The sequence below is a fragment of the Flavobacterium flabelliforme genome, assembly GCF_017948675.1.
GTDB classification, from domain to species: domain Bacteria; phylum Bacteroidota; class Bacteroidia; order Flavobacteriales; family Flavobacteriaceae; genus Flavobacterium; species Flavobacterium pygoscelis.
The window spans coordinates 185,360-208,871 of the sequence record NZ_JAGFBU010000003.1 but is presented as its reverse complement, the minus strand read 5'-3'; the positions used below and the strand labels follow the sequence as shown (position 1 = coordinate 208,871).

Here is a 23,512-nt window from a genome sequence, read left to right as displayed (position 1 = left end):
TAAGAAGCTATTTTTCTATGCTGTTCCGTTCCTCATCTCCACACGTTCATTCCTTGTGTTCGGTCAGGCTTTAATAACCAGGATAAAGCTTCATTTCGTTATGCTCCGATCCTACGCTCCACTGCATTCCAGCCCTATCCAGTTTATAGCCTTCCTTTTTAAAATGTGAGTTGGTACTCACGTACTTTATCTCTTATATTTTAGTCAATTATACCATTCACTCATAGTTAGATTTTGCTAAAAATAAACAGAAATTAATCAATGACTTTATCTCCTTTTCTTCTTTTCTGGAAAAACAAAAGAGGTTTCTCCTACTTCATTCATAACTATAAATGCATCGAATTTCTTTCCTGATTTACTAATCATTCCTTTTAGGAGACTAGTCTTTCCTTTGCTTATTAATCCCTCTAAATCCAGAAGGCTTAGCTGTACGCCACATATATTTCGAAACTGAACCCAATTACAATTTTCATCCTTGCATTTTACCAACTTATCCCGAATCGCTAATTTCTGAACTTTACATCTTGGACAAATTAGTTCTGGTTGCTTTTCGACTTCAATAGATAGAGTAAGTAGTTCTTCTGTAATAGTAGTTGTAAAAGCTTCTATTCCTTTTTGAAATGTTGCTATATCCTCTTCTTTGTTTTCTATTTTTTGCAGGTTCAATTCCCACTCGGAGGTCATCGCTACATTAGCAATCTTCATGTCTTTTACTAATTCGTAAACTTTTAATCCTTTGTCTGAAGGTACAAGTGCCTTTTTATCGCGTTTCACATAATCTCTTTTAAAAAGTGTTTCAATAATAGCTGCTCTAGTTGCTGGTGTACCAATTCCAATACATTGCAATACTTTACGTTCTTCTTTATTTCCGATCTGATTTCCTGCATTTTCCATTGCAGAAAGTAAACTAGCTTCCGTATAAAGAGCAGGTGGTTTGGTTTTCTTCTCCAATATTCTGGCTGCCTTAATCTTGACTTCATCACCAATTTTTAGTTCTGGTAAATCTTGAAGAGGATCCTTTTCTTGATCTGAAAAACTGCCTTTTATAGCTCGCCAACCTGCATCAATAATTTTAATCCCTTTTAGTTCAAAATCATAGTGTATAATTTGGAAGACAACATTAGTTAGCTCTTTGATACAAACAGGAGAAACTGCTTCAAGTAAACGATAAGCGATCATTTCATAAATAGCATTTTCCTTTGCAGACAAACCTGATGGGATCTTATCTGTAATCAATAAACCATGGTGATCAGTTACTTTTAAATCATTGACAATTCGTTTATTTAAACGTCCTATCTTCATTTTAGCAACTACTCCTTTAAATTTCTCTGTCTCTTCCAAAATCCAGATAAGTTTACAAATTTCTCCCCACATATCTTCAGGAATATACTTGCTCCCGGTACGAGGGTAACTAATGAATTTTTTCTCATAAAGGCTTTGAGCGATATTAAGCGTTTCCTCAGCAGTTAGGTTTAATTTTATATTAGCCTCTTTCTGTAATGCTGTAAGATCGAATAGCAATGGTGACTGGTCATTAACTGTTTTTGTTTCTATGCCAGTAACCAAAGCTGTTCCATGTCTCTGTAACGATTTCAACGCATCATCAGCTTGCTTACTTTCATCCCATTTAATTATAGAAAAACTTTTGAAATCTATAAACTCTTTACGATGTTCCAATTCAATTTGCCAATATTCCTTGATAACAAATGACTTGTTTTCTAAAAATCGTTTACAAATGAGTGCTAGTGTAGGTGTCTGAACCCTTCCCAAAGAATAAATACCTCCTCTACTTGCTATGGTTAATGCTTGTGATGCATTAATTCCTACTAACCAGTCTGCACGGCTTCTACCTAATGCTGCTTGATGCAGATCATCAAAATCTTTTCCTGGTTTCAAGTTATTAAAACCATTTAGAATTGCTTTTTCAGTTAGCGAACTAATCCACAAACGCTCAAAAGGCTTACTGCAATTAAGATATTCGTAGATGTAACGAAAAATAAGCTCCCCCTCTCGTCCTGCATCAGTAGCCACAACTATGCTTTCACAATTTTTAAATAGTTGATCAATAACATTCAGTTGTTTTAATGCCCCTAGATCACGAACATAACTTTTATCTATCTTGACCTTGCGCACTGTTAACAAAAATGGATTAGGTAATACAGGTAAAGCCTCTCTTTGAAATCCATTTACACCATAATCTTCTGGCATTGCCAAAGACGCTAAATGTCCGAACGCCCAGGTTACCTGATATCCATTCCCTGTCAGGTAACCCTCTTTCTTCTCAGTAGCTCCTAACAAGATGGCTATCTCTCGAGCAACACTTGGTTTTTCTGCAATAACTACTTTCATTGATTTGACACTTTAGAATAATTACATTTTTCGACCTTTTGATTTAGCTGCCGCTTTTGGCTTCTCCTGTTGTTCTTGTTGTTTGGTACTGTCAGGATTATTCTGTCCGCTTTTTAATGGCTCTTTAATATTCTTAGTTGCCTCGTTGGTTTTACCTTCTGAATTAACAGCAACTTGTATTTTACTTTCCTCTTTTGGTGTTGCTTTTTCTTTTAATTTATTAGGATTATCAAAAGAAAAAACAGTTTTGGCTGTTTCTTTATCGAATGTAATATACCCTTGATATTCCTTACCTTTCTTGTCAAGCAAACCACTTACATAAACGGTTTGTCCGTCTTTAAGATTTTGATGTTGTTGTTCGTCAAGTTCTTTGCCTCGAAATTCTTTTGGTACATCTTGTTGTTTACTTTGTGATTGTTTATTGGGATTTGCTCTATCAAAAAGAAATTCAACATAACGTTTATCCGCATTAAATTGAACCGATGCATTGAAAGGCTCTCCTTTTTTGGAAATCATATCTTCGATATACAAAGATTTACCATCTGTCAACGTCTGCTTTTGTTGCTCGTTTAGTTTTATTCCCTTTATTTCTTCTGGGATTTTGATATGTTCTGTGCGCAGTGCAATAACTTCTTTGGTCAAACGATCAAGGCTAATTATAGAAGGGATTGTTTCACCCGATTTGGGATTAATCAAATCAACGACTCTCCCCATGTTTCCTGTTTTGAGCAAGTTTTCCTTATCTTCTTTTGTAAATTCATGTCCGAAGAATTTGTAGTTTAACTGAGGTTCTTTTCGGATGCCATGAATAGCAAGAACAACTTGTCCGTTTTCTTTTTCTTGTAGTGATAGTCTAGCGTCCATTCGCGTGATGGACGATCCCAAATCAAGACTTACAGGAACTAGTTCATTGGTTTTATAGCCTTTTAACAGCGGTTCTAATAAGTTCATTTTTTCGAGACGCTCTTGACCTAATCCTAGATTAGACATAGCTTTCCAATCGATTTGTTCCAATTTGTAGCGATACTCGCCAACTTCGGGTGTTGATTGTTTAGTTTCCATATTATTTTTATTTTCAGGTTTATAATCTAATTTTATCTCGTGTTGTTCAAATTGCTTCCCTCCCATTTTCGTAGGTTTATCAACTTCTTTCTGCATTCTTTTCGCTATGTGTATTGCTTGGTTTTCTGGAACTCTAAAAAAGATTAAATTTGTTGGATCCTTTAACTGTCGATAAAAGTTGGAAAAAAAATTAGAAAACAAATCACCTTGTCTATCCACACGCATGAACTGGCTATCATTTTTTTTATCCGGAACTACTGACTGTAGTTCGTTATCTTTTCCAATTCCCTTAACTGCCCTTACTTCCTTTTTATTGGTATCAGACACCAACAAAACATCCGAAAATTGATCCCCTAATTTTGGATTACTTACAATTTCTTCTCTCATGTCAATGCTTTTTAAAATTTACTTAATCGAAAATAAATAGTTAAAACCACATTGCTCAAAGACTGACTTTAGATGGTAGATTTTGTCTTTGGTTGTCTTTTAATTATGTCTAGGAGCATTAAAACTGTCTCGAACAAACTGATGAACATCGGATAGTTTATAGTAAATTTTTCCACTTATTGTATAATATGGTAGCTTACCCGTTGAGCGATATCGCTGAAGGGAACGGTTACTAATCTTTAACATTTGTAGGAGATCCTGATTGTCCAGTAATTCCTCACCATCAATGTTATTTCGTTTCTTTTGATTTTCATTAATATGCTCGTTCAAAATATCAAAACGATCCATGATACGCTCCATCCACGCTATAAATTCCATTCTATCTATATTCATAGTGATATATTTTAAGAGGTTATATCCTTTAAATTTCAATATTTTTTATTTTGAAATTTATATTTAAGAAATGTGCTTACTCAAACTAAGATTGCCCTTACTCTAACAAATTAAAATTTGAGTTTTTTTAAGCTGATAATGTGGAAAAGAATTATTTTTTAAAAAGAGTAAATTTTATAAAAATAAATAGAAGAATTTCACAAGTACTTCACAAGTTGTGAAAGTTTTATTTTTATAAACTTTAAAATTGAAAAAAGAACTCAAACATATTTGTTGCGAAAATTCAAGTTCAGAAAATCTACTAATACTCTTCATAAAAGTTTTAAAAAATAATCAAAATTTAGAAAGTCACTGATATACTAATACTTTAGCGGCTTAAACCTATGAAAAGTGATATAATCAGAAAACTACCCCATATTTTGAGTAATTGGAAAATTATAATTTTTTAAAACAAATTGCTGTTGATTGCGAAACTGAAAAAGAACTTACTTACCATATTGCTATACACACTTTTGCATATACGGTTACACTTAAAAATTGGGTTTCCATTTAAGTGTTGGCAAAATTCTTGGACATAAAAACTTATGAACTACTCAGCATTATTCAAAATTCGTATAAAAGAAAGTCAGTTAGGACATGATTGATTTGAAGGATAAACTTAAAGATGATTTAATGGCTAAGACGAAGAGTTATTTTTACAAAGGTCTACTTTGATACTAAATTGCGTTATAATATTACCTCATTATTCAATTCTATATTACAACATGTATTTTTTAATAAAAATGTAGCAATATGTGAACTTTCATCTCTCAAACTGACAACTCCCCTCCCGAATCATCAACAAATACATCCCAACTGAAAAGTATGTCTCTTAATAGTAACAAGATAAAATTTAGAAGTATCTTAAACTTCAATGCCTCGCATTCAAATTCAAACAATCCTAAAATTATATGCCTAAAACAAATCTAAGACTATAATCGAACTTAATTTTCCCTATTCAATTCCCGAATTACACACTACAGTTTTAGCTTCAAATAATTTATTTTGATAGGTTTGCACAGGTTTTCCCTTTTCTTCAACCGGCAAATCACTTCAAATTATACAATATGTCAGAACAATTTAATCAGGACCGGATTAAACGTATTTACCAAATGCTGTTCGAAATGGCAACTGGAAATATGACCTTCCGCATCCATGATAATAGTAATGATGAATTAAAAAATACTGCTGAAGCATTAAATAAAATTGCTGAAGAACTCCAAAAAATAAATGCGGAATCAGGATACATAACCGCTTGCTACCAATACCACAATCTAATTCAGTTAACCTTTGTATTGGATAATGATTTTGTTTTATTGAGTTTTAATAATGAAGTGCCGCTTACTCTTAAGTACAATCCGGATACAATTGTCAATACCGACTTTGGTAAATTAATCGCTCAGCAATCGAAAGATATTTGGAAGGGTATTCTTGATGAATTAAATAAAAACTCTAATTACAACACTTCTTTGCAATTAATTTTAATTACTGGTGATAATCACTTACTGCCGTCATTTTGCACAGTATCACGATTACTATACAGCGATGAAATAATTGTAAGTTCAGTATCAACCATGCTGGAAGAGATGCGTAACATTAACGAAAGTGTATCTGGTTCAAAAATTCGCAAACACACTGAAGTGACGACGGTACAAAATTTGCATGATTATATTTTAATTCATCTGGATGAACCATTACCCACTTTACATCACCTAGCACGAATGTTTGCTATTGAAGAACACATATTAAAAAATGGTTTTAGAACCTTTTTTAAAACCAGTGTCTATAGCTTTTATCAAGAGGAACGCTTAAAAAGAGCAAATCTAATGATCCAGCAAACATCTGTTTCTTTAAAAGAAATTGCCTATCTGAATGGTTTTAAGGGCTATCTCAATTTCTATAAAGCCTTCAAAAAAAGATTTGGCTACAAACCAAGTGATCTTTCAAGACCTGAAGAAGGTCTTCAATCCTAATACATTTGCCCTGTTTTACTTTTTGAATAACGAAATGCCTGAATTGCATAACTTTACAAAATTTTATTGTAGAATTTTACGCTACTAAAAAATCTAAAATGAAATTAACTGCTACACTAAGAGAGAAATTCAAAATCACAATAAGCTATTTGTTCATATTGCTTTTTGTATATGCTGCAGTTAGCAAACTAATGGATTTTCAAAACTTTCAAGTGCAATTGGGGCAATCACCGCTATTAAGTTCATATGCTGAATATGTGTCTTATGGCGTTATAGGCAGTGAATTACTCATTTCTATTATACTAGGGATTCCACAGTACAGAACGTATGCGCTGTACTTAGCAATAGCCTTGATGAGTATGTTTACATCTTACATCATTATAATACTCAACTTTAGTGCCTATGTACCTTGCTCCTGTGGTGGAATTTTAGAGAAATTGGGTTGGACAGAGCACCTACTTTTTAATATTTTTTTTATTGTCAGCGGCTGTGTTGCAATTCTTTTAAACAATCACATAAAAAAAGCACTGCCAGCATTAATTACAACAATTTCGATTAGTTCTTTCCTAATAATAATTTTGTTTATCAATTCCGAATCTACTATTCAGAAAGAAAATCCCTTTATACGCAGATTTACACCAAATATAATCTCAAGATTACAAGCAGTAGAATTAAATAACTACGGTTTTTACTTTGCTGGTCAATCTAAAAATAAAGTATATCTCGGTAATACATTTTCACCATTAACTGTTCTGGAAATAGACTACCGCTCCAATCAAAAAAAGCTATTTACAATTACATTAGACAATGATAAATTTGAATTTCGGTCGGTAAAAATCAAAGTTTTAGATACTGTATTTTTTCTGTATGATGGATATGTTCCTATCATTTATCGTGGGGCGGTATCCAATTGGGAAGCTAAGACATGGGTCACACGCAAACCCTATTTTACTATGTTACAACCGGTAGCATATAATAAATGTATATTTATGGGTCAGCAACTACGTAACGGTGAGAGTTTCTTGGGAACAATTGAGAAAGGTAACAACTATAAAATTAACAGAGCTGAAAAAATACTGCAGAAACAAATGGATGGTAAATTTGATACCGACGGGATGATGGCCTACAGCCCTAAAAGGAATATTTTTATATATACCTATTTCTATCGTAATCAATATACTGCAACTGACAGTCATTTGAAACTCCTCTTTCGTGGTAAAACAATCGATACCACTTCACAAGCAAAACTTAAAGTAGTCAAAATTTTAAAATCAGGCGATTCAAAATTAGCTGCTCCACCCTATTCAGTAAATATTAAAAGTACAATGCACAACAATTTACTTTTTATTCAATCAGGATTACGTGGACGCTTTGAGAACAGTACAATATGGACTAAAGCATCCATAATAGATATATACAATTATGAAAAACAGACTTATATAGGCAGTTGTTATATTTATCACGAAAATGATGAAAAGATGACCGATTATGTAGCCAATGATAGCGGTATTTATGCGATAATTGGCCATAAAGTGGTCCGTTACAATTTTGGAAAACCCATATTATCTATTCTGAAAAATTAATAATTTAAAAATCTAATACGGCCGTTAGCAGGACCTAGATCGAAAACCTGTATAAAAGAGTAGATCATTTTTTACTAACAATAAATATCTTTATTATGAAAACAAATGTTGTAAAAATCATGATGTTGCCTATTGCAGCATTCATGTTAGCAAGTGCTGCTGCAGTAACTACTAATGACGTAAATGAAAGTAAAGCAGATGTTGTAACAATGACTGGTTACATTCACGCACCGTTACCTTCAAGTTGCCAAAGTGTCGAAGTAGAATGTGATGAAAATGGTAGTGTACTATGTACCATAGGTGCGTCACAAGTGTTTGATTTGGATACTGGTACAACTTGTGCAAAACCACTTTACAGAATATAAATATTTAAAAAAAGCAGTTCTTGACAGAACTGCTTTTACTTTTTTATTTAGATTGTAAATAATAATCAAACCACTCTTCAATTCGTCTAGTCAGATCTATTTGATTTTCCTTTTGAATAATAGTGTGCCCTTCATTGGGATATATTAGCATCACGTTTTTCTTTCCAGCTCGGCGCAGAGCATTAAAAAACAAGATGTTTTGATCAAAAGGAAGGTTGTTTTCTAATCTTCCTGTCCATGTCAACAAGGGAGTGGTAACTTTTTCCGCAAAAAATAAAGGAGAATTTAAAGCATAATTTTCCTTATTCTCAAAAAACGGACCACCCATACGCCATTGCTGATTTTCACTCCGCCACAGTTCAGCTATATTCCTGACAGAATTAACTGTAAATCCCCAACTAATTAAATCTGCAACCCCTGCCCCAGCCACTGCACAAGCAAAAAGCGAACTTTTTGTAACAATAAAGTTGGTTTCATAACCTCCGAAGGAATGACCCGTAAGACCAATACGTTTGGAATCTATTAAACCAGTTGCAATAACACTTTTGGTTGCAGCTTCAACACAATTGTAACCACTGATTCCCGGGAACCCTTCATCATAAACAATGTCAGGAGCAAGTACAAAATAATCCTTTAGGACGAAATTCTTAATATTAAAACCAGTATCGTTATAATTTGAAGGCGACATATAATCATGCAAATAGCGTGTCATCTCAGAATAAATAGAAACAATTAAGGGATATTTTTTAGTACTGTCATAGTTTGAAGGGTAATAAAGTAAGCCACTTAGATTTTTTCCATCTTCTGTACTGTAATTAATCTGAATTACTTTACCCCAATTGTAAGGCGACTGCTGCTTATTACTTTCGTACAAAATTTTCCTTTTTTGATTTCGAATGCAAACTAATCTTGGAGCAACCGTGTAACTTTGTTCGCTGAAAACACAGACACCACTTTCCGACATGACAAGCACATCTGCTTTTAGTTTAGGAGAAGAGAGCATGGCTAGCGATCCGTTTTTTTGTAGCAGTGAATAGAATTGAACCTTCGAATTTTGATCTTGCGATTTGAAAATAATGGGTTGTTTAATATTCACGATTACAGACTCCCAACCATTATAATTGTTATACAATCTTTTTAAAAAACAACTGGAGTCAATAGAATAAACAACATTTTTTTCCTTCCCTTTGGTTAATCTCCTCAACTGTTGTTGCTCAATATTAAATTCAAAAACATCATATTCGTCTCTTAAATACAACGACTTATGGTCAGAACTCCAACCATTAATTCCAAACACTTTAGGTCTAGAACTATATTTCATATCATTGGAAAACCATGTGGTATCAAATTTGGCTGTAATATTTTTATGTATAGCTTGTGCAATATCATACAACCACCAATTACCATCTTTAAAATAACAAATATAATTGCCATCAGGTGAAAATGAAATCAGCCCACGTTCGCTTGGTTGCTGCTGTAACAATAGCTTTCTTGTGTTATCAACAATATTATACAAGTAGTAGTCTACTTCACCTTCTCGGTTAAAAACAGGTGCGTAAGCACTAGGATTATATACTACTGCAACAGATTTACTGCCGTTTAATTGCACGTTAGAGTGCAAAACATCAGTCACCTTGATAAAGCGATTTTCAGCTGGAAACCAACAAATCAATTGTGCCTGAAATTCCAAATCATCTTTTTTGGCTTTAGGATATAAAACTGCTTGATCAGTGTCCCAAACCTCAACGGCATCTTTATTATTAAAAGTAGTGTCCTTTGATTTTTTAATTCCAAAAAACACACGTTTTCCATCTTTAGATATGCGGAATGATAAATCTCGCACAACTCCATGGAACAAGGGGAAATCAGGATAGTTTTTTGGATCAAAACGAATAGGTTCAACATTTGTATTATTAAAATACAACAAAATAGTATCCGTGAAATTCAAACCTGACTCCATAACGAAAAAACCACCTCCATACTCTGATAGTATCAAGGAACCAAGGGATTCCGTAGTTGAATATAAATTATAATTTTCTAAATTATGCAGAGTAAAATAATTTACAGTCTTTGTAAGATTCTCTTGCCGAATATAAACCAATCTATTGCTTGTCCCATCGTAAACATATTCGTTTACATTCGTGATGGTTGCTGCAACAATTCCGTTTGCTTTCCTAATCACAAGGGTTTGGTCAATTGAATGTGTAATTAAAAGCTTTCCTGCATCGCAAAAAATGAAACTTTTTACAGCTGGTAGAATAGTCTTCTTAAAGGAATCAAGCTTAAGTACAGCCAATTCATTATTGGCCTGTAATGCTGCGAAAATGGAATCACTACCGAAATTCCATTGACTTCCATTGGGAATAGAAAATTTCTGATTCGTCCTTGTACTTTGAACATGCAAAGTATCCGCGCCTTTATCATAAATAGTACTATAACAAAACCAATCCCCTTTCGAGGAAATAAGCCTGTTCTCTACACTGTTCCATTGGTCGAAGTGCTCTTTTGTTAGATGCCTATTTGAAAGTACCTGCCCGAATATCGGACAGGACACGAACAAAAAAATACAAATTTGAAAACACATAACTACTGGAAAAGTTGGATGTCCAAAATAGATTTTAAATAATTTCATAAGTTTTAGTACCCTAAATTTTGTGGTAGTAAATTGGGATTGGCATTGAGTTCATTAATGGGGATTGGCCATAATACATCAGTAGCATTCCAGCCTGGTTTGCTTACTGATAAAACGGCATTAATCGTACCACTGCGCTTCAGATCAAAAAATCGATGTCCATACTCCGTAAAAAACTCAAAGCGTCTTTGTTTAATTACTTCGTCCAGCAAAGTACTTTCTGTTACAGCTGTTGTATTGGATAAACCAGCAGTATTCCGTATTTTATTCAAATCCTCTTTTGCTCCAATCAAATCACCCTGTTTTGCACGAGCCTCCGCTCGTATTAGGTATTGTTCAGCGAGGCGGAATACAATAGAGTATTCCTGGGAGCTGGCAGTGGTGCTTCTTTGTTTATATTTAAAAGAATGATACCATGTAGAACTGCCTTTTAGTACGGCTTTCGTCCAGCTGGTTTTACGTTGATCTCCCAACTCAAAAGAAGCTATAAAATCATTGCGCAATGCTGTCGACGGAGGGGGTCCAGAAACAAAGATAAAGGTACCACCTTCATAACTGTTTCTTCCCGAACTTGGTGGCGCAAACTGCCAGATAGTTGTAGTACTGTTTTTTAGAAATATTTTATCTAAATTTGGTTCCCATACATAAAGGGAACTGTTCAAAACTGCAGATGCAGCATTGCTTGCTTCAGCATTTAATCCCATATACAAATAAGTTCTAGCAAGCAAGGCTTGAACCGTCATTTTGTTTGGTCTTACTCGCTCTGGAGTACTATAATCCTCCGCAATCAAAAAAGTAGCAGCTTCGAGATCTTGTGCGACTGCCTTATAGACTTCTTGCAAAGGTACCCTAGGCAAATGCCTGTTTATTTCATAATCAGTTTTAGTAACATACGGCACTGCTCCGTATATGTTGCCCAGATAGAAATGAACAAGCGCACGTATAAAAAGCGCCTCGCCTTTCAATTGGCTTCGGGTCGTCTCAGGAAGTGCTGTGGAATTCGTAACACCTTCAAGTATCGAATTGGCTTTGTAAATCTGGCTGTAACTGATATTCCATAATGAGGCAACAGTAGCATTATCCGCAGTCAATGCATTTTGATACGTAGGAAGCGTTAAACCTGTGGTGTAATCCTGCGTTTCATCAGCATACAAAGCTAAAGTTGATGGACTACCTGTAGAAAGTCCTGTTAATATACCAGCATCTCGAAGCTGGATATAAACTTGGGCTATTGCAGCATTTGCAGTAAGCGACGACTCAAAAACAGTAGTTCCAGTTAATTGAGAATTAGGCAAAGAAACTGTTACAAAATCATCGCAGGAGCTTCCGCTCATCAGTAGTAAAAGCAGCAATAATGTACAACAACTGCGATACAGTTGTTGTGCTAGAAAGAGTATGTTATTTGTTTTCATAGTACTTATTTTAATTAAAAAGTTAAAGTCATTCCTCCAGAAATTACACGCAGAGGCGGAAGAAATCCCGAAAATCTAAATTCAGGGTCACCACCGCGATAAGGGGTAAAAGTCAGTATGTTTTGTCCCTGAACAAAAAGTTTACAGTTCACTTCTTTCAGCATTTTTAGAGGTAGATCATAAGACAAATAAACATTCTTTAATCGAACATAGGAGCCATCAGTAACTACTGCATCACTCTCCGCATATCTGTTATAAGCTACAGTTGCCATACTATTCAAACCGGCAGTGTTTAATTGATGTAAACTTTGGTCACCCACCTTTTGCCAAGCATCTGTTAAGTTGGTACTTTGATTATAAGGCGTTCCACCGGGAACATTCGATATGTAATCATACGCTTGCTTTTTGACAAACTGAATTAGAAAGTCAAGTTGCCAGTTTTTGTACTGAAATTGGTTCTGTAGACCGCCAAAAAACTTAGGAGACAAATCTACTAGTGTTTGCTTGTCAGCAATCGAAATAAGACCATCTCCAGTAACATCTTCAAATTCATAAACGCCGCTGTTGCTGTTTACTCCTGTAAGGTGATAAAGCTTAGCAATATCAAGTGGTTGTCCTATCACATAACGTGTAGCGGAAGTAGAACCGGCAAGACCAGGGAAAGAGAGTAATGTATTGCGAGATGCCGAATAGGTAAAATTTGTACTCCAATTAAAATTGCCTTTTGAAAAATTCACCGTGCGAAGTGTGAATTCAAAACCATTATTTTGTACCGTAGCATCTAGATTAGAAGTCAACGAACTAAACCCTGTTGTCGCGGGCATTGGTATACCTACTAGTTGATCAGAAGAACGATTACTATAGTACGAAGCGGTCAAAAATATTTGATCCTTGAAAAAGCCTGTTTCAATGGCACCCTCTAATTTTCGATTCGTTTCCCATCCAAAATCAGCATTATACAATCGTGTGGGTTGCAGTCCGGTAATGCCTTGATAATTGGCACCAGTAGCAGCATAGGTATCATAAAATTGATAATCGCCTATCTGGTCATTTCCTGTAATTCCGTAGCTCATACGAAATTTTCCATAACTTAAAAAACTATTTTCAGATACAAATGATTCTTTACTAAAAATCCAAGCGGCACCTACTGCCCCAAAAGTAGCAAACTGTCTTCCTGGTCCAAAACGGCTAGAACCATCCTTCCTACCAGTAACATTTACAATGTATTTTTCATCATAGATATAATTCAATCGTCCAAAATAAGCGTAGTAACGGTATAGAAAAGTATCGCTGTTTAATATGTTTTTCGTAGTCGCTGAAGCAAAATTAGTAATCAGGCTGTTGTTAGTAAAACCAATACCGGATTGAAATAAACGCTCAGTTGTTTGCTGTTGTTTTGTCCCTCCTATTAAAACATCTAAACTACTCTTGCCAAAATCACGTTGCCAGCGCAACTGCGGTTCAATGATCCACGACTTTCGTTTCGTATTGTTCATATACAATACTGAATTATCACTTCCTACAGCATATGCTGGATTATATATTGTCGATGGAAGAATTCGGTTTTCTGATTGTTGTAAATCTGTAAAACCAAAATTCGTTTTTACCTCAAACCCTCCTCCTAACTGATACGATAGTTGCAAATTGGAAACAAGATCATTTGTTTTGGAACAAAAAATACCCTGTAAAGTAGCAATAGGATTGTCAAAAGTATTATTCTCCCAATTGATTCTCCCATCAGCATCATAAAGTGCAGGAGCATTAGGCGCAAGGTATTTGGCTGTTAATGTTAAATCAGTCGCTGCCTGCAAATTGTCCTGAGTGGTATAATTGGCGCCAAATTGGATCCGAAACTTAGAGTTATCTGAAACATGGTTCATACTATAATGAACCGCTCCTTTATTATACCTAAAATCAGCAGGCAACACTGTACCTTCCGTACGGTAGTTTCCACTTAATAAATAGTTTGTGGTAGAGGAACCACCAGAGACACTCGCCTGAATATTTTGAATCAAGGCACTACCGCCCAGCAATTCCTTTTGCCAATTGGTACTTCGACTTTGATCCCATGTTCCATTTACATCATAGGCTGTGGCCCCAAATGGCACACCATCATTTGCGTACCCTTGCCTACGCATAGCGAGATACTGATCTGTATTCATTAATGCTACAAAACGCGTAGCGGTGCCCACACCTGTCGTTGCGCTAATACTAAATTTAGTTTTACCCGCTTTTCCTTTTTTTGTGCTAATCAGGACAACACCATTGGCACCACGCGAACCATAAATTGCGGTAGCATCCGCATCTTTCAAAACCTCGATACTCTCAATATCAGCTGGGTTAATACTATTTAACGGACTCATTTGACTAGCCATGGCAGTCGAAGTTCCCGGTGAACCTATCGATTCAGAAGAATAAGGAACCCCATCAATAACAAATAGAGGTTCATTTCCATCAGCACGTATACTGTTCCGACCTCTTATTTTTATTTGAAAACCACCTCCAGCAGTACCTCCATCTTGAATAATATCAACTCCAGCCATTCTACCCTGCATGGATGCGAGCACATTAGTGACGGGTTGTCTTTCTATATCTTTCGAAGTTATTCTGGCGATACTGCCAGTACGCTCACTTTCCTTCACGCTATAATAACCAGCGTTCACCTTAACTTCCTGCAGAGCTGTGGCATCTTCTTGAAGTCGCATATTAATTGTAGTGTTACCATTAACAGGCACTTCAATGGTTTTGTAACCCATAAAAGAAAAAACCAGTGTATCTGTAGAGGAAGCATCTATTACATATTTCCCATCAAAATCAGTAATTACAGTTACACTTTTTCCTTTAATAAAAACAGTTACTCCGGGCAATTGCCCTTGATTGTCAGTAACTGTTCCAGTAATTTTTTTAATCTGAACTTGATGCAGATTCTCTTTTCGCAAGCTTAAACCCGCTTTGATCTTCGCTGCAGGGATTACGCTTTTTTTTGCAAGAATAAGGTTAGTACAAAGTAATATGCAAATAAGCACAAACCACAATACCGCCTTACCCTCGATTAATGAAATATTTTTCATAATTTTGGTGTAGTTAATTAGAATTAATGTTTTTGTTAGCTTAAAGGTCCTCCCTGCAGTTGTTCAGACGGTGAGAGGGCCTTTTTTAAGATAATAATAGTAACCTGTGCTGATATACTAATTCAAAAAAAACGACAGCACAGGTATTAAATATTTTTTCATTCTTTTTTTCAATTCATAGGCATACTGATTTTAGCGTTAAAATGCTGAGTAAAGTATTGCGAGTCGATAAAAAGAAGAAGTATTGCTTAAAACCAGCTGAGGTATTGCCATAAAAAAATGGCATGGAACTCAGCTTATCGTATCAGAGGTACTGGTATACCGGGGAACAATAAGTGAGCCCACGCCATGGGACGTGAGCATCTTACTTATCTTCTCGTTCCTATAAAATTACCAGTTTTCTGATACGAGATTCAAAGCGAATGCTTCAATATTTTTTGAAGAGTCGCAAAATTACAATTTTCAACTGTAATCTTTAGACAAAGATAATTATTTTATTCATATTACCGAATTCGGCAATGAATATTTTTCAAGTTTTATTCAAATTGCATCAAAAGATAATAATGAAGAATGAAAATAAGACCAAAGAAATTAAAGAATTGATTGCACAAAAAGTTAAATCTTTAAAAGGAGAAAATACTTATGCAAAAATTGCAGCTAAATGTGAAATTCATAGTGGAAAGATAAGTAATATTGCCAATAATAAAATTGATTGTCAACTTTCAAGTCTTATAGAACTTGCCAAAGGTCTTCGTGTACACCCTAGAGATCTATTTAATATTGATTTTGATTTTGAAAAATATTATGACGATTTAGACTCTACTGACAATTCAGAAAAAAAATAAAATTTTTAGAGGAAAGAGTAATTTAAAATTGTTCTTCATAAGATTTCCTATCAGATTAACTAGTATACATTAAATTTAAAAGATTCCTACTATGGGCATCCTTTTTTATAAAAAAAAACTTAAACTATAGTATTCAATTCGGAAGTCACACACTATAATTGATCAAATTTATGGTAACTATAGAATGGTGTTAAATAAGACTAATGTTATACCGATTTTAGGTATTTATGTGTGATGGAAATTTTATAAGAGAAATAGATACAAGCATCTTAATGATGGTTAGAGAACTAAAAAAAATGATAAATATTCAAAGCTACATTTTTATATTCCTAAAAAAGTATATATTTTGTAAATAATTTTTTATATTTTTGATTTGAAATAAAGTATGATTTAGTCATACCAATCTACCATAAATTGGTTGTATGGGTATAATTTAGTCATACATATATACTAGTTAGCCGTAATATTGCCAAAAATCGTGAAAAAAGAAAAATTTATAGAAAAAGCAATTGAAGAAATTCTAAATCCTACTTTAGAAATTACCAAACAGTATCTTGAAGTTCTTGAAATTGAAATTGAAAATGGAAAGCCAAAAATTGAACGTTATGAAAATGATTTTAGCGATGATATTGTTGCAATATATTTTCAAATAAAAAACGAAAATTTTTTTCTCGAAATTCATTTAACTAAAAATAGTGAAATTGATTCTGTTTGGATTCAAAATGCGCATAAAACTTATTTTTCTGCAACTTCAGAAAATCTAACTTATTCTGAATTAGAAAATCTATTGCAAAAAGAACTAACAGAAGGTTGGTCAAAAGGAGAATTAAGAAAAAACGGAAAATCAACACACACTTTTAGCAGAATAAATTATGAACCAATTAAAAGCCAATCTTATGAACTTAATAATCATTTAGAAATACTATTAACGGAATTAGAAAAGAACAGCGAAAACATAATAAAATTAACCGAAAATGCTAATGCTTATATTTCTGTTTGTAAATATCAATATATTAGTGGAAATGCAGGAATTAACTTTGACAACAAACTAATTGAAAGACTTGCCAAACTGAATTTAGGAATTGATATTGACACATATATTGTTGGGAAACCAATAAAATGAGAAAATACTACGGCTAACAGCCGTTTGTAGCAATTGGGGTTTTTGGCTTAATTTAAAGATGGTTTTGTATTTGGAAAATTTGTGTTTAATGGAAAAAACTCGCATCTTTATTCCCCAACTGCTACAAGCGCCAAGACGTTACAGGAAACCTTGGAATAACATTACGGTTAAAAGAAAACTAAAAATAACATTAAAAAAAAACTATTTCTAAAATTAATACATGCCTCTTAAAATTCTATTGGTCGACGACCATATTATGATTACCGATTTCTACAAAATGGCTTTAGCTGATTTAAAAACAAATACAGAAATTACCACAACCAACACATTAGAAACTGCTTATAATATTATTTTTGATCAAAATGAAATACAACCAATTGATATTATAATTTTAGATTTGAGTATGCCCCCATATTTAGAAAAAAATATAAATAACGGGGAAGATTTAGCTAAGCTAATCCGCTCAAAATATCCTGAACTTAAGATTATTATCATAACATCTATATTCAAATCAAAACAATTAGAAAGGATTATTGAAACTTTTTCTCCTGAAGGTATATTAGAAAAAATAGACATTACTAATTCTGATTATCTCATAAATACACTCAATAAAATTATAAAAGGTGAATTTTATAGAAGTGAAATGGTAGAAAAAAGCATAAAAATGGATCTAATAAACGATTCTAAATTCGACATTTTAAACAAACAAATTATCACTCTACTCTCTCAAGGTGTAAAAACGAAAAACCTTCCAAATCATTTATCTATGACTTTGAGTGCTATAAATAAAAGAAAATCAAAAATAAAACAATTATTGCAGATTGAAAAAGGCGATGATGAAGATATTGTTAGCGAATCAAAAAAAAATGGTATTATATAAACAATATCCTAGATTTTAACAATTAAACTCCTTTAAAAAAAGGAGTTTTTTTTTAGTTTAAAAACTGTAAAAAAGGCACAAAAAGTACAGCAATAGTTTTTGGACTAATCTATAGCTTTGCATTTTTAAAATATTCATCGGTTACGAATAGAGAATGTACTATATAAAATGTAAAAAAATGAAAGATTCTTTCAGCACCATTAAGTCACGAAAATATAAACAAAATAGATATATAAATGAAAGAAGAGATAATTGAAAAATTAAAGATATTAAGTAATAATAATAAGGACATATACTCTACTATCGTATTTGGTTCAATTAAAGCAAAAGACATATTTTCTGATATAGATGTCTTCTTTTTTACTAAAAACCCAAAAAAATACTTATCTGGAGATCAAAGTTGGCTTTTAGAAATTGGTACACCAATTTCTAAATTAGACATTATTAATCCAATCGAAAATGTAATGATTTCTAGAGTAATGTTAGAAAATTATATGACTTTAGATATAATTCCAGTTGACTATTCGGAATTTAAAAAGGCAACTTTATATTTTGCACTTAACAAGTATAATCTAACTAGCATTATTCCTAATAAAATAAAAACAAGTATAGATACAGGTTTAAGAACTTTTTATCATTATATAAGGAACGAACATTCGATTATTTACGACAAAGGAAATGTAACTGCAATCGTAGACAAAATTTCGAATCATTTTAATGAAAAGCAACATTGTGAATTTTTATATCAAGTAAATAAAGAAAAATTTTACCAAAATTATAATGAATTTTGGCAATTAGCATTTAAAACTATAGGTATGGTTGTAAGAAATGAATTGTATTATGGAATTACAATTTATGACAACATTCTAAAAAAAAGACTAATAGAATTAATAGAATGGTACACCTTTTCTTTTGAAAGCAAAAGTAATCTTCATTACAAAGGTAAAAGCGTACAAAATTGGGCAAATGAAAATATCAATAATGAATTAAGAAAAATTTTTGCTTTTGAAAACCAACAAAACTCTTACAGATCCATTGTAAATTCAATCAATTTGTATCAGGAGTTGAGCCACCAGATTATAGAAAAATATAATTTCTCAAAAAATGAAATGCTAGAGAATAAAATAGAAGCAATAATTAACGAATTTAAAAATAAAATATGAAAAAAATAGATAATTGTTATGTCAATATTACAGATAATGACATTGAATACATAAATGTTAGCATAAAAGATAAAATGATTTCAGGAAAAGGGCCTTACACTCCTTTATTTGAAGAAAAATTGGCCAATTATTTTGGTACTAATCATTCTTTGACTTGTTCAAACGCTACATTAGGGATTTTGATGATTTTAATGCTTTTAGAAGTTAAAGAAGGTGATGAAGTAATACTGCCGGCAACCGCTCCAATAATGTCCGTTTTACCAATAATATCGTTAAAAGCAAAACCCGTATTTGTAGATAATGAAGAAAACTCATTTAACTTATGTATAAAAGACCTTAGTAAAAAAATCTCAAAAAAAACAAAATTATTGATAAATGTACCTATGTGGGGTTATGCAAATAATATCGATGAAATTGCACAAATTTGTAATCTCAATGACGTTAAAGTATTGGAAGACAATTCACATTGTCACGGGAGTAAACTGAATGATAGTTATTTGGGTTGTTTTGGTGATTACTCTGTTTTCAGCACGCATGAAAGAAAATTAATTACAACAGGTGAGGGTGGATTTTTATTAATTAATAACGAAGTAGATTATTTAAAATTGAAAGAAATTAGGTCTTTCGGCGAAGCATATTCTATTAAAAGTACTCATGAACAATATGGTGGTTATGGATTATTTTTAGGACTTAACTTTAAATTAAGTTCTATAAATTCCGCAATTGGTATTACACAGTTAGACAAATTAGAATGGAAAATAAAAAAAAGAACTGAAAATGCTAATTATATAAAAACTAATATTTTAAAAATTTCTTCTAAAATTTCTGAAATAAAAACACTAGACAATTCTATTAACAATTACTATTCATTAGCATTATTAGTTCCTGAGAAAGATAAAAATGAAATAGAAAATCTATTAATGCAACAAAACATAATTTCAGACCCATTAAGATACAAATATTGCCCATTATATAATCTTCCAATTGTTTCTAACACAAATAAAGATTGCTATAATTCTGAAAAGCTGATTGATCAAATATTTACTTTACCTACGCATGAGGGGTTAGACATAATGGATCTCGATACAATGATTGATGTAATAAAAAAATACTATGCTTAAACAATTCACAACTAGTGTATTTATCATTAATAAATATGAAAATGATTTAAAAATTCTACTTATTAATCATAAAAAATTTAATCGTTGGATGGTTCCTGGCGGTCACATTGAATCCTTTGAAAACCAGATAGAAGGAGTAATTAGAGAAGCTAAAGAAGAGACAGGATTAAATATAAAACTTTTTTCTTTTCTCCATAAAGAAAAGAAAGTTGAAGATTCAGAATGGCTTTTACCCCCAGAATTTTTTTATCAACAATTAATCCCTGCTTCCAATAAAGAAGACGCACATTATCATTTAGATTTTGCTTACCTGTCATTTGCTCATGAAACTGAATTTATTTTCAATACTAAAGAAACTAAAGATATAATGTGGGTGAATTTAAATGATTCTATAAATTTAAATCTATTCGAGGGAACAAGAATTATAATTAAAGAACTAATAACAAAATTTAACAACAACGAAAAAATATTATATGAACAAAAAGAATAAAAAAATCAGAGTCGGTTTAATTGGTCTTGGTGAACAAATGCTAGATAATTTATTGCCATCAATTTTATTAACGAATAAGTGTGAAATAATCTCTTTATGTGATATAAGCGAACTCGTTTTGAAAGAAATAGGAGAGAAATTACATGTTGAAAATTTATACTCTGATTACACAAAAATGATAACTAGTGAATCTTTTGATGTCATTTTTGTAGCCTCTTCTCCCGAAGTTCATTACAATGTGATTAAATTATGTATCGAAAACAAGATTGCTGTTTTTGTAGAGAAACCTCCTGTAAGAAATGTTTCAGAACTTACAAACATTCTAGAACTGAATAACCAAAACATCCTTATTGGAGTTGGAATGAATTTTAGCTATTCCGATTCACATAATTCAATAATGGAATTAATAAATGACAAAGACTTTGGTAAACTATCATCAGTTACAATTGAGCATCTATCAAGTAAACCTATTGAACCATTTTGGAATTTTGATTCAATAATAGAGTCCTTTTTGTTAGCCCAATTGATACACCCACTTGATTATCTATTGCGAATGGGTGGTAAATTCAGTAAAATAAATGTCTTTTGTTCAAAAAATATTCAGCCCTTTTTCTTAAGTGTTGTTATCGAATTTGAAAATGGAATTGTGGGACATATAAAAAGCGGTTCGTTTTATCCCAGATTTAGACATCAAATTGAAATAACTAGCGAAAACGGGAATATTATTAATGTAGACGACTTGTCTAAAGTTGAAGTTACGACTAAAAATATTGATTTACCATTTAATATTAATGCAAATAAATGTAATATAATAAGCCATAAAAGCCCATTAAAATCAGGCTATAGTTCTGCTGGTTATAGTAATGAAATAACAAATTTTTTGAAATCATATTTGGAAAACATACCTTTCGAAACAAATCTAGAAAGCATGATTAATACTTATTATGCATTGACAGAAATTCACGAAAAAATATTAAAAATAACTACCCCTTTAGAGCAATGTATATTATCAAACTAATTTCTATTGATTTAGATGGGACTCTTCTTAAAAATGATTTTTCTATTAGTGATAAGTGTATCCAAGCAATCAGATTTCAAAAAAAAAAGAATATAATAATCGTATTTAACACTTCTAGACCTTTGAAGTTATTACCGAAGAATTTATACGAAGAGTTTTATGATGATTATTGGATTCTTTCAAATGGAGGCTTTTGTGTAAAATCAGGAATTAAAATATTTGAAAATTTAATTGAATCAAATAATGTCAAAAGCTTATCTAAATCATTTACGACATTATACAAAAACACCTTTTTTTCAATAGAATCAAATAATGAAATTTTTTCAAGTTTTCAGAATTTAAAAAAATGTACACAGTATTTTGCTCAACAAATAAGTGAAAAAGATATTGGAAGAAAGGACATAACTAAATTTTTAATAATAGATGAAGGAAAAGAAAAAATATGTTTAGATACTTTAAAAACATTCTTACCGATAAATACAAAACTATTAATTACAGATAACAATAAGTATATTCAAATAATGCCGAAAATGTCTTCAAAATTATTAGGCATTTTAGAATTGATAGACAGTTTAGATTTATCTTTAGAAAATGTGTTATCATTTGGGGATGATTTAAACGATTATGAACTAATCAAAAACTCTGGTATTGGAGTCGCAATGGAAAATGCTCATTCTGAAATTAAAAAGGTTTCGAAGTACATAACTAAATCAAATGAAGAAAATGGTATATATCATTTTTTAAATAATACAAAAAAATTTCAATGAAAAAAGAATTCATATTCACAGAGTTATTAGTTCAGTTATCATTAACGATAATAAAACCTATCATTTTTATTATTGCTTTCAGCCCGTTTGTCCTATCTATTATTTGTCAAAAATATTTATCAAATCTGCTTTTTTTTATTTATATCTCTTTGTCGCTATTATTGTTTCCTGTATTAACACTATTAATAATAGCCCTGATATTTAAATTATTACCAAATGTTCCAAATGGAAAACATAATTTTTTTACAAAACACTATTATATATGGTTATTTAAAGACCTTATCCATGAAACTGTTGTAACTTCTAGTTTTTTAAACAATTTAGTCATTAGAATAAAACCCGTTAGGTATATCTTTTATTCAATAATTGGAATACCTAATAAGAGTTTCATTATTTTAGCAAATGATGTTCGAATCCTTGATCCTGATAGAGTTCATATTGGTAAATTTACATTTATTGGAATTAATACAATATTAAGTGGTCATATAATTCGTTCTGGCAGATTAGTTCTTGAAAAAATTCACATAGGTAATAGTAACATATTAGGTGCATTTTGTTCTGTTGCTTGTGGTGTAAAAACTGGAAATGATTGTAAAATTGACTCATTTGTAACTTTAAATAATAATGTTACTATTGGAAACAATTCTGTTGTTTTAGGAAAATCTTTAATTGATAGCTATGTGAAAATAGGTAATAATGTTAGAATAGGTAAATCATGTATTATTGGATCAAATACAATAATAGAAGATAAAGCAATTATTGGTGATTATTTAAGAATTGGAAGTAATAAAATTATTAAAAGAGGCGAAATCGTTAAAACGGACATGTTATAAAAATTT

At 32.1% G+C, this 23,512-nt stretch carries 18 protein-coding genes; 12 read left to right on the top strand and 6 right to left on the bottom strand.

The annotated features are described in order from the left end of the window. Window positions 1-267 precede the first annotated feature (267 nt). From J3S90_RS09625 to J3S90_RS09615, 3 genes are all read right to left on the bottom strand, one after another. Entirely contained in the window at window positions 268-2,349 is a 2,082-nt protein-coding gene (locus J3S90_RS09625) for a type IA DNA topoisomerase (RefSeq protein ID WP_210646023.1), read from the bottom strand. Between the two features lie 21 nt (window positions 2,350-2,370). Continuing rightward, window positions 2,371-3,798: a DUF3945 domain-containing protein gene (locus J3S90_RS09620; RefSeq protein ID WP_210646022.1), complete on the bottom strand. Its 1,428-nt coding sequence runs from the start codon at window positions 3,796-3,798 to the stop codon at window positions 2,371-2,373. Between the two features lie 99 nt (window positions 3,799-3,897). Continuing rightward, window positions 3,898-4,191, bottom strand: coding sequence for a helix-turn-helix domain-containing protein (locus J3S90_RS09615; protein WP_210646021.1), 294 nt, complete (start codon window positions 4,189-4,191; stop codon window positions 3,898-3,900). Between the two features lie 1,106 nt (window positions 4,192-5,297). Between J3S90_RS09615 and J3S90_RS09610 the strand changes: the two genes are divergently transcribed. The 3 genes from J3S90_RS09610 (at window position 5,298) to J3S90_RS09600 (ending at window position 8,151) form a co-directional block, all read left to right on the top strand. Continuing rightward, the gene (locus J3S90_RS09610; protein ID WP_210646020.1) at window positions 5,298-6,203 is read left to right on the top strand and encodes a helix-turn-helix domain-containing protein; all 906 of its coding nucleotides are present in this window, start codon (window positions 5,298-5,300) and stop codon (window positions 6,201-6,203) included. Window positions 6,204-6,301: 98 nt separating this feature from the next. After that, window positions 6,302-7,786 (top strand): MauE/DoxX family redox-associated membrane protein, encoded by a 1,485-nt coding sequence (locus J3S90_RS09605; protein ID WP_210646019.1) that lies wholly within the window; start codon window positions 6,302-6,304, stop codon window positions 7,784-7,786. Between the two features lie 95 nt (window positions 7,787-7,881). After that, the gene (locus tag J3S90_RS09600; RefSeq protein ID WP_210646018.1) at window positions 7,882-8,151 is read left to right on the top strand and encodes a DUF6520 family protein; all 270 of its coding nucleotides are present in this window, start codon (window positions 7,882-7,884) and stop codon (window positions 8,149-8,151) included. A gap of 43 nt (window positions 8,152-8,194) precedes the next feature. Here the strand turns inward: J3S90_RS09600 and J3S90_RS09595 are convergent, their stop codons facing one another. The 3 genes from J3S90_RS09595 to J3S90_RS09585 are packed head-to-tail and all read right to left on the bottom strand — an operon-like array spanning window position 8,195 to window position 15,266. Then, the gene (locus J3S90_RS09595) at window positions 8,195-10,783 is read right to left on the bottom strand and encodes a S9 family peptidase (protein ID WP_210646017.1); all 2,589 of its coding nucleotides are present in this window, start codon (window positions 10,781-10,783) and stop codon (window positions 8,195-8,197) included. A gap of 5 nt (window positions 10,784-10,788) precedes the next feature. Beyond that, window positions 10,789-12,195, bottom strand: coding sequence for a RagB/SusD family nutrient uptake outer membrane protein (locus J3S90_RS09590; protein WP_188050784.1), 1,407 nt, complete (start codon window positions 12,193-12,195; stop codon window positions 10,789-10,791). 14 nt (window positions 12,196-12,209) lie between these two features. Further along, the gene (locus tag J3S90_RS09585) at window positions 12,210-15,266 is read right to left on the bottom strand and encodes a SusC/RagA family TonB-linked outer membrane protein (RefSeq protein ID WP_210646016.1); all 3,057 of its coding nucleotides are present in this window, start codon (window positions 15,264-15,266) and stop codon (window positions 12,210-12,212) included. Window positions 15,267-15,829: 563 nt separating this feature from the next. Here J3S90_RS09585 and J3S90_RS09580 point away from each other — a divergent pair. The 9 genes from J3S90_RS09580 (at window position 15,830) to J3S90_RS09540 (ending at window position 23,506) form a co-directional block, all read left to right on the top strand. After that, window positions 15,830-16,111, top strand: a complete 282-nt coding sequence (locus J3S90_RS09580; RefSeq protein WP_210646015.1) for a helix-turn-helix domain-containing protein — start codon at window positions 15,830-15,832, stop codon at window positions 16,109-16,111. Window positions 16,112-16,589: 478 nt separating this feature from the next. Further along, window positions 16,590-17,234, top strand: a complete 645-nt coding sequence (locus J3S90_RS16035) for a DUF4279 domain-containing protein (protein WP_210646014.1) — start codon at window positions 16,590-16,592, stop codon at window positions 17,232-17,234. A gap of 220 nt (window positions 17,235-17,454) precedes the next feature. Next, a complete protein-coding gene (locus tag J3S90_RS09570) occupies window positions 17,455-18,114 on the top strand; it encodes a response regulator (RefSeq protein ID WP_210646013.1) in 660 nt (219 codons plus the stop codon). A gap of 236 nt (window positions 18,115-18,350) precedes the next feature. Further along, on the top strand, window positions 18,351-19,277 hold the full coding sequence (locus tag J3S90_RS09565; protein ID WP_210646012.1) for an aminoglycoside 6-adenylyltransferase: 927 nt from the start codon (window positions 18,351-18,353) through the stop codon (window positions 19,275-19,277). Continuing rightward, entirely contained in the window at window positions 19,274-20,398 is a 1,125-nt protein-coding gene (locus J3S90_RS09560) for a DegT/DnrJ/EryC1/StrS family aminotransferase (protein WP_210646011.1), read from the top strand. The genes J3S90_RS09565 and J3S90_RS09560 overlap by 4 nt, the downstream gene beginning before the upstream one ends. Then, window positions 20,391-20,888: an NUDIX hydrolase gene (locus J3S90_RS09555; RefSeq protein WP_210646010.1), complete on the top strand. Its 498-nt coding sequence runs from the start codon at window positions 20,391-20,393 to the stop codon at window positions 20,886-20,888. The genes J3S90_RS09560 and J3S90_RS09555 overlap by 8 nt, the downstream gene beginning before the upstream one ends. Further along, the gene (locus tag J3S90_RS09550; protein WP_210646009.1) at window positions 20,872-21,906 is read left to right on the top strand and encodes a Gfo/Idh/MocA family protein; all 1,035 of its coding nucleotides are present in this window, start codon (window positions 20,872-20,874) and stop codon (window positions 21,904-21,906) included. Before J3S90_RS09555 ends, J3S90_RS09550 begins: the two co-directional genes overlap by 17 nt. Continuing rightward, window positions 21,888-22,673 carry an HAD-IIB family hydrolase gene (locus J3S90_RS09545; RefSeq protein WP_210646008.1) on the top strand — a complete coding sequence of 262 codons (786 nt, stop codon included), beginning with the start codon at window positions 21,888-21,890 and terminating at the stop codon, window positions 22,671-22,673. Before J3S90_RS09550 ends, J3S90_RS09545 begins: the two co-directional genes overlap by 19 nt. Continuing rightward, window positions 22,670-23,506, top strand: coding sequence for a hypothetical protein (locus J3S90_RS09540; protein ID WP_210646007.1), 837 nt, complete (start codon window positions 22,670-22,672; stop codon window positions 23,504-23,506). The genes J3S90_RS09545 and J3S90_RS09540 overlap by 4 nt, the downstream gene beginning before the upstream one ends. The last annotated feature ends 6 nt before the right edge of the window (window positions 23,507-23,512 follow it).

Excerpts from the sequence above, each read along its gene's own strand:
- J3S90_RS09605 (WP_210646019.1), top strand. The coding sequence starts at position 6,302 with ATGAAATTAACTGCTACACTAAGAGAGAAATTCAAAATCACAATAAGC.
- J3S90_RS09615 (WP_210646021.1), bottom strand. The coding sequence starts at position 4,191 with ATGAATATAGATAGAATGGAATTTATAGCGTGGATGGAGCGTATCATG.
- J3S90_RS09585 (WP_210646016.1), bottom strand. The coding sequence starts at position 15,266 with ATGAAAAATATTTCATTAATCGAGGGTAAGGCGGTATTGTGGTTTGTG.
- J3S90_RS09600 (WP_210646018.1), top strand. The coding sequence starts at position 7,882 with ATGAAAACAAATGTTGTAAAAATCATGATGTTGCCTATTGCAGCATTC.
- J3S90_RS09560 (WP_210646011.1), top strand. The coding sequence starts at position 19,274 with ATGAAAAAAATAGATAATTGTTATGTCAATATTACAGATAATGACATT.
- J3S90_RS09565 (WP_210646012.1), top strand. The coding sequence starts at position 18,351 with ATGAAAGAAGAGATAATTGAAAAATTAAAGATATTAAGTAATAATAAT.
- J3S90_RS09625 (WP_210646023.1), bottom strand. The coding sequence starts at position 2,349 with ATGAAAGTAGTTATTGCAGAAAAACCAAGTGTTGCTCGAGAGATAGCC.
- J3S90_RS09620 (WP_210646022.1), bottom strand. The coding sequence starts at position 3,798 with ATGAGAGAAGAAATTGTAAGTAATCCAAAATTAGGGGATCAATTTTCG.
- J3S90_RS09540 (WP_210646007.1), top strand. The coding sequence starts at position 22,670 with ATGAAAAAAGAATTCATATTCACAGAGTTATTAGTTCAGTTATCATTA.
- J3S90_RS09610 (WP_210646020.1), top strand. The coding sequence starts at position 5,298 with ATGTCAGAACAATTTAATCAGGACCGGATTAAACGTATTTACCAAATG.
- J3S90_RS09580 (WP_210646015.1), top strand. The coding sequence starts at position 15,830 with ATGAAGAATGAAAATAAGACCAAAGAAATTAAAGAATTGATTGCACAA.
- J3S90_RS09555 (WP_210646010.1), top strand. The coding sequence starts at position 20,391 with ATGCTTAAACAATTCACAACTAGTGTATTTATCATTAATAAATATGAA.
- J3S90_RS09545 (WP_210646008.1), top strand. The coding sequence starts at position 21,888 with ATGTATATTATCAAACTAATTTCTATTGATTTAGATGGGACTCTTCTT.
- J3S90_RS09570 (WP_210646013.1), top strand. The coding sequence starts at position 17,455 with ATGCCTCTTAAAATTCTATTGGTCGACGACCATATTATGATTACCGAT.
- J3S90_RS09595 (WP_210646017.1), bottom strand. The coding sequence starts at position 10,783 with ATGAAATTATTTAAAATCTATTTTGGACATCCAACTTTTCCAGTAGTT.
- J3S90_RS09590 (WP_188050784.1), bottom strand. The coding sequence starts at position 12,195 with ATGAAAACAAATAACATACTCTTTCTAGCACAACAACTGTATCGCAGT.
- J3S90_RS09550 (WP_210646009.1), top strand. The coding sequence starts at position 20,872 with ATGAACAAAAAGAATAAAAAAATCAGAGTCGGTTTAATTGGTCTTGGT.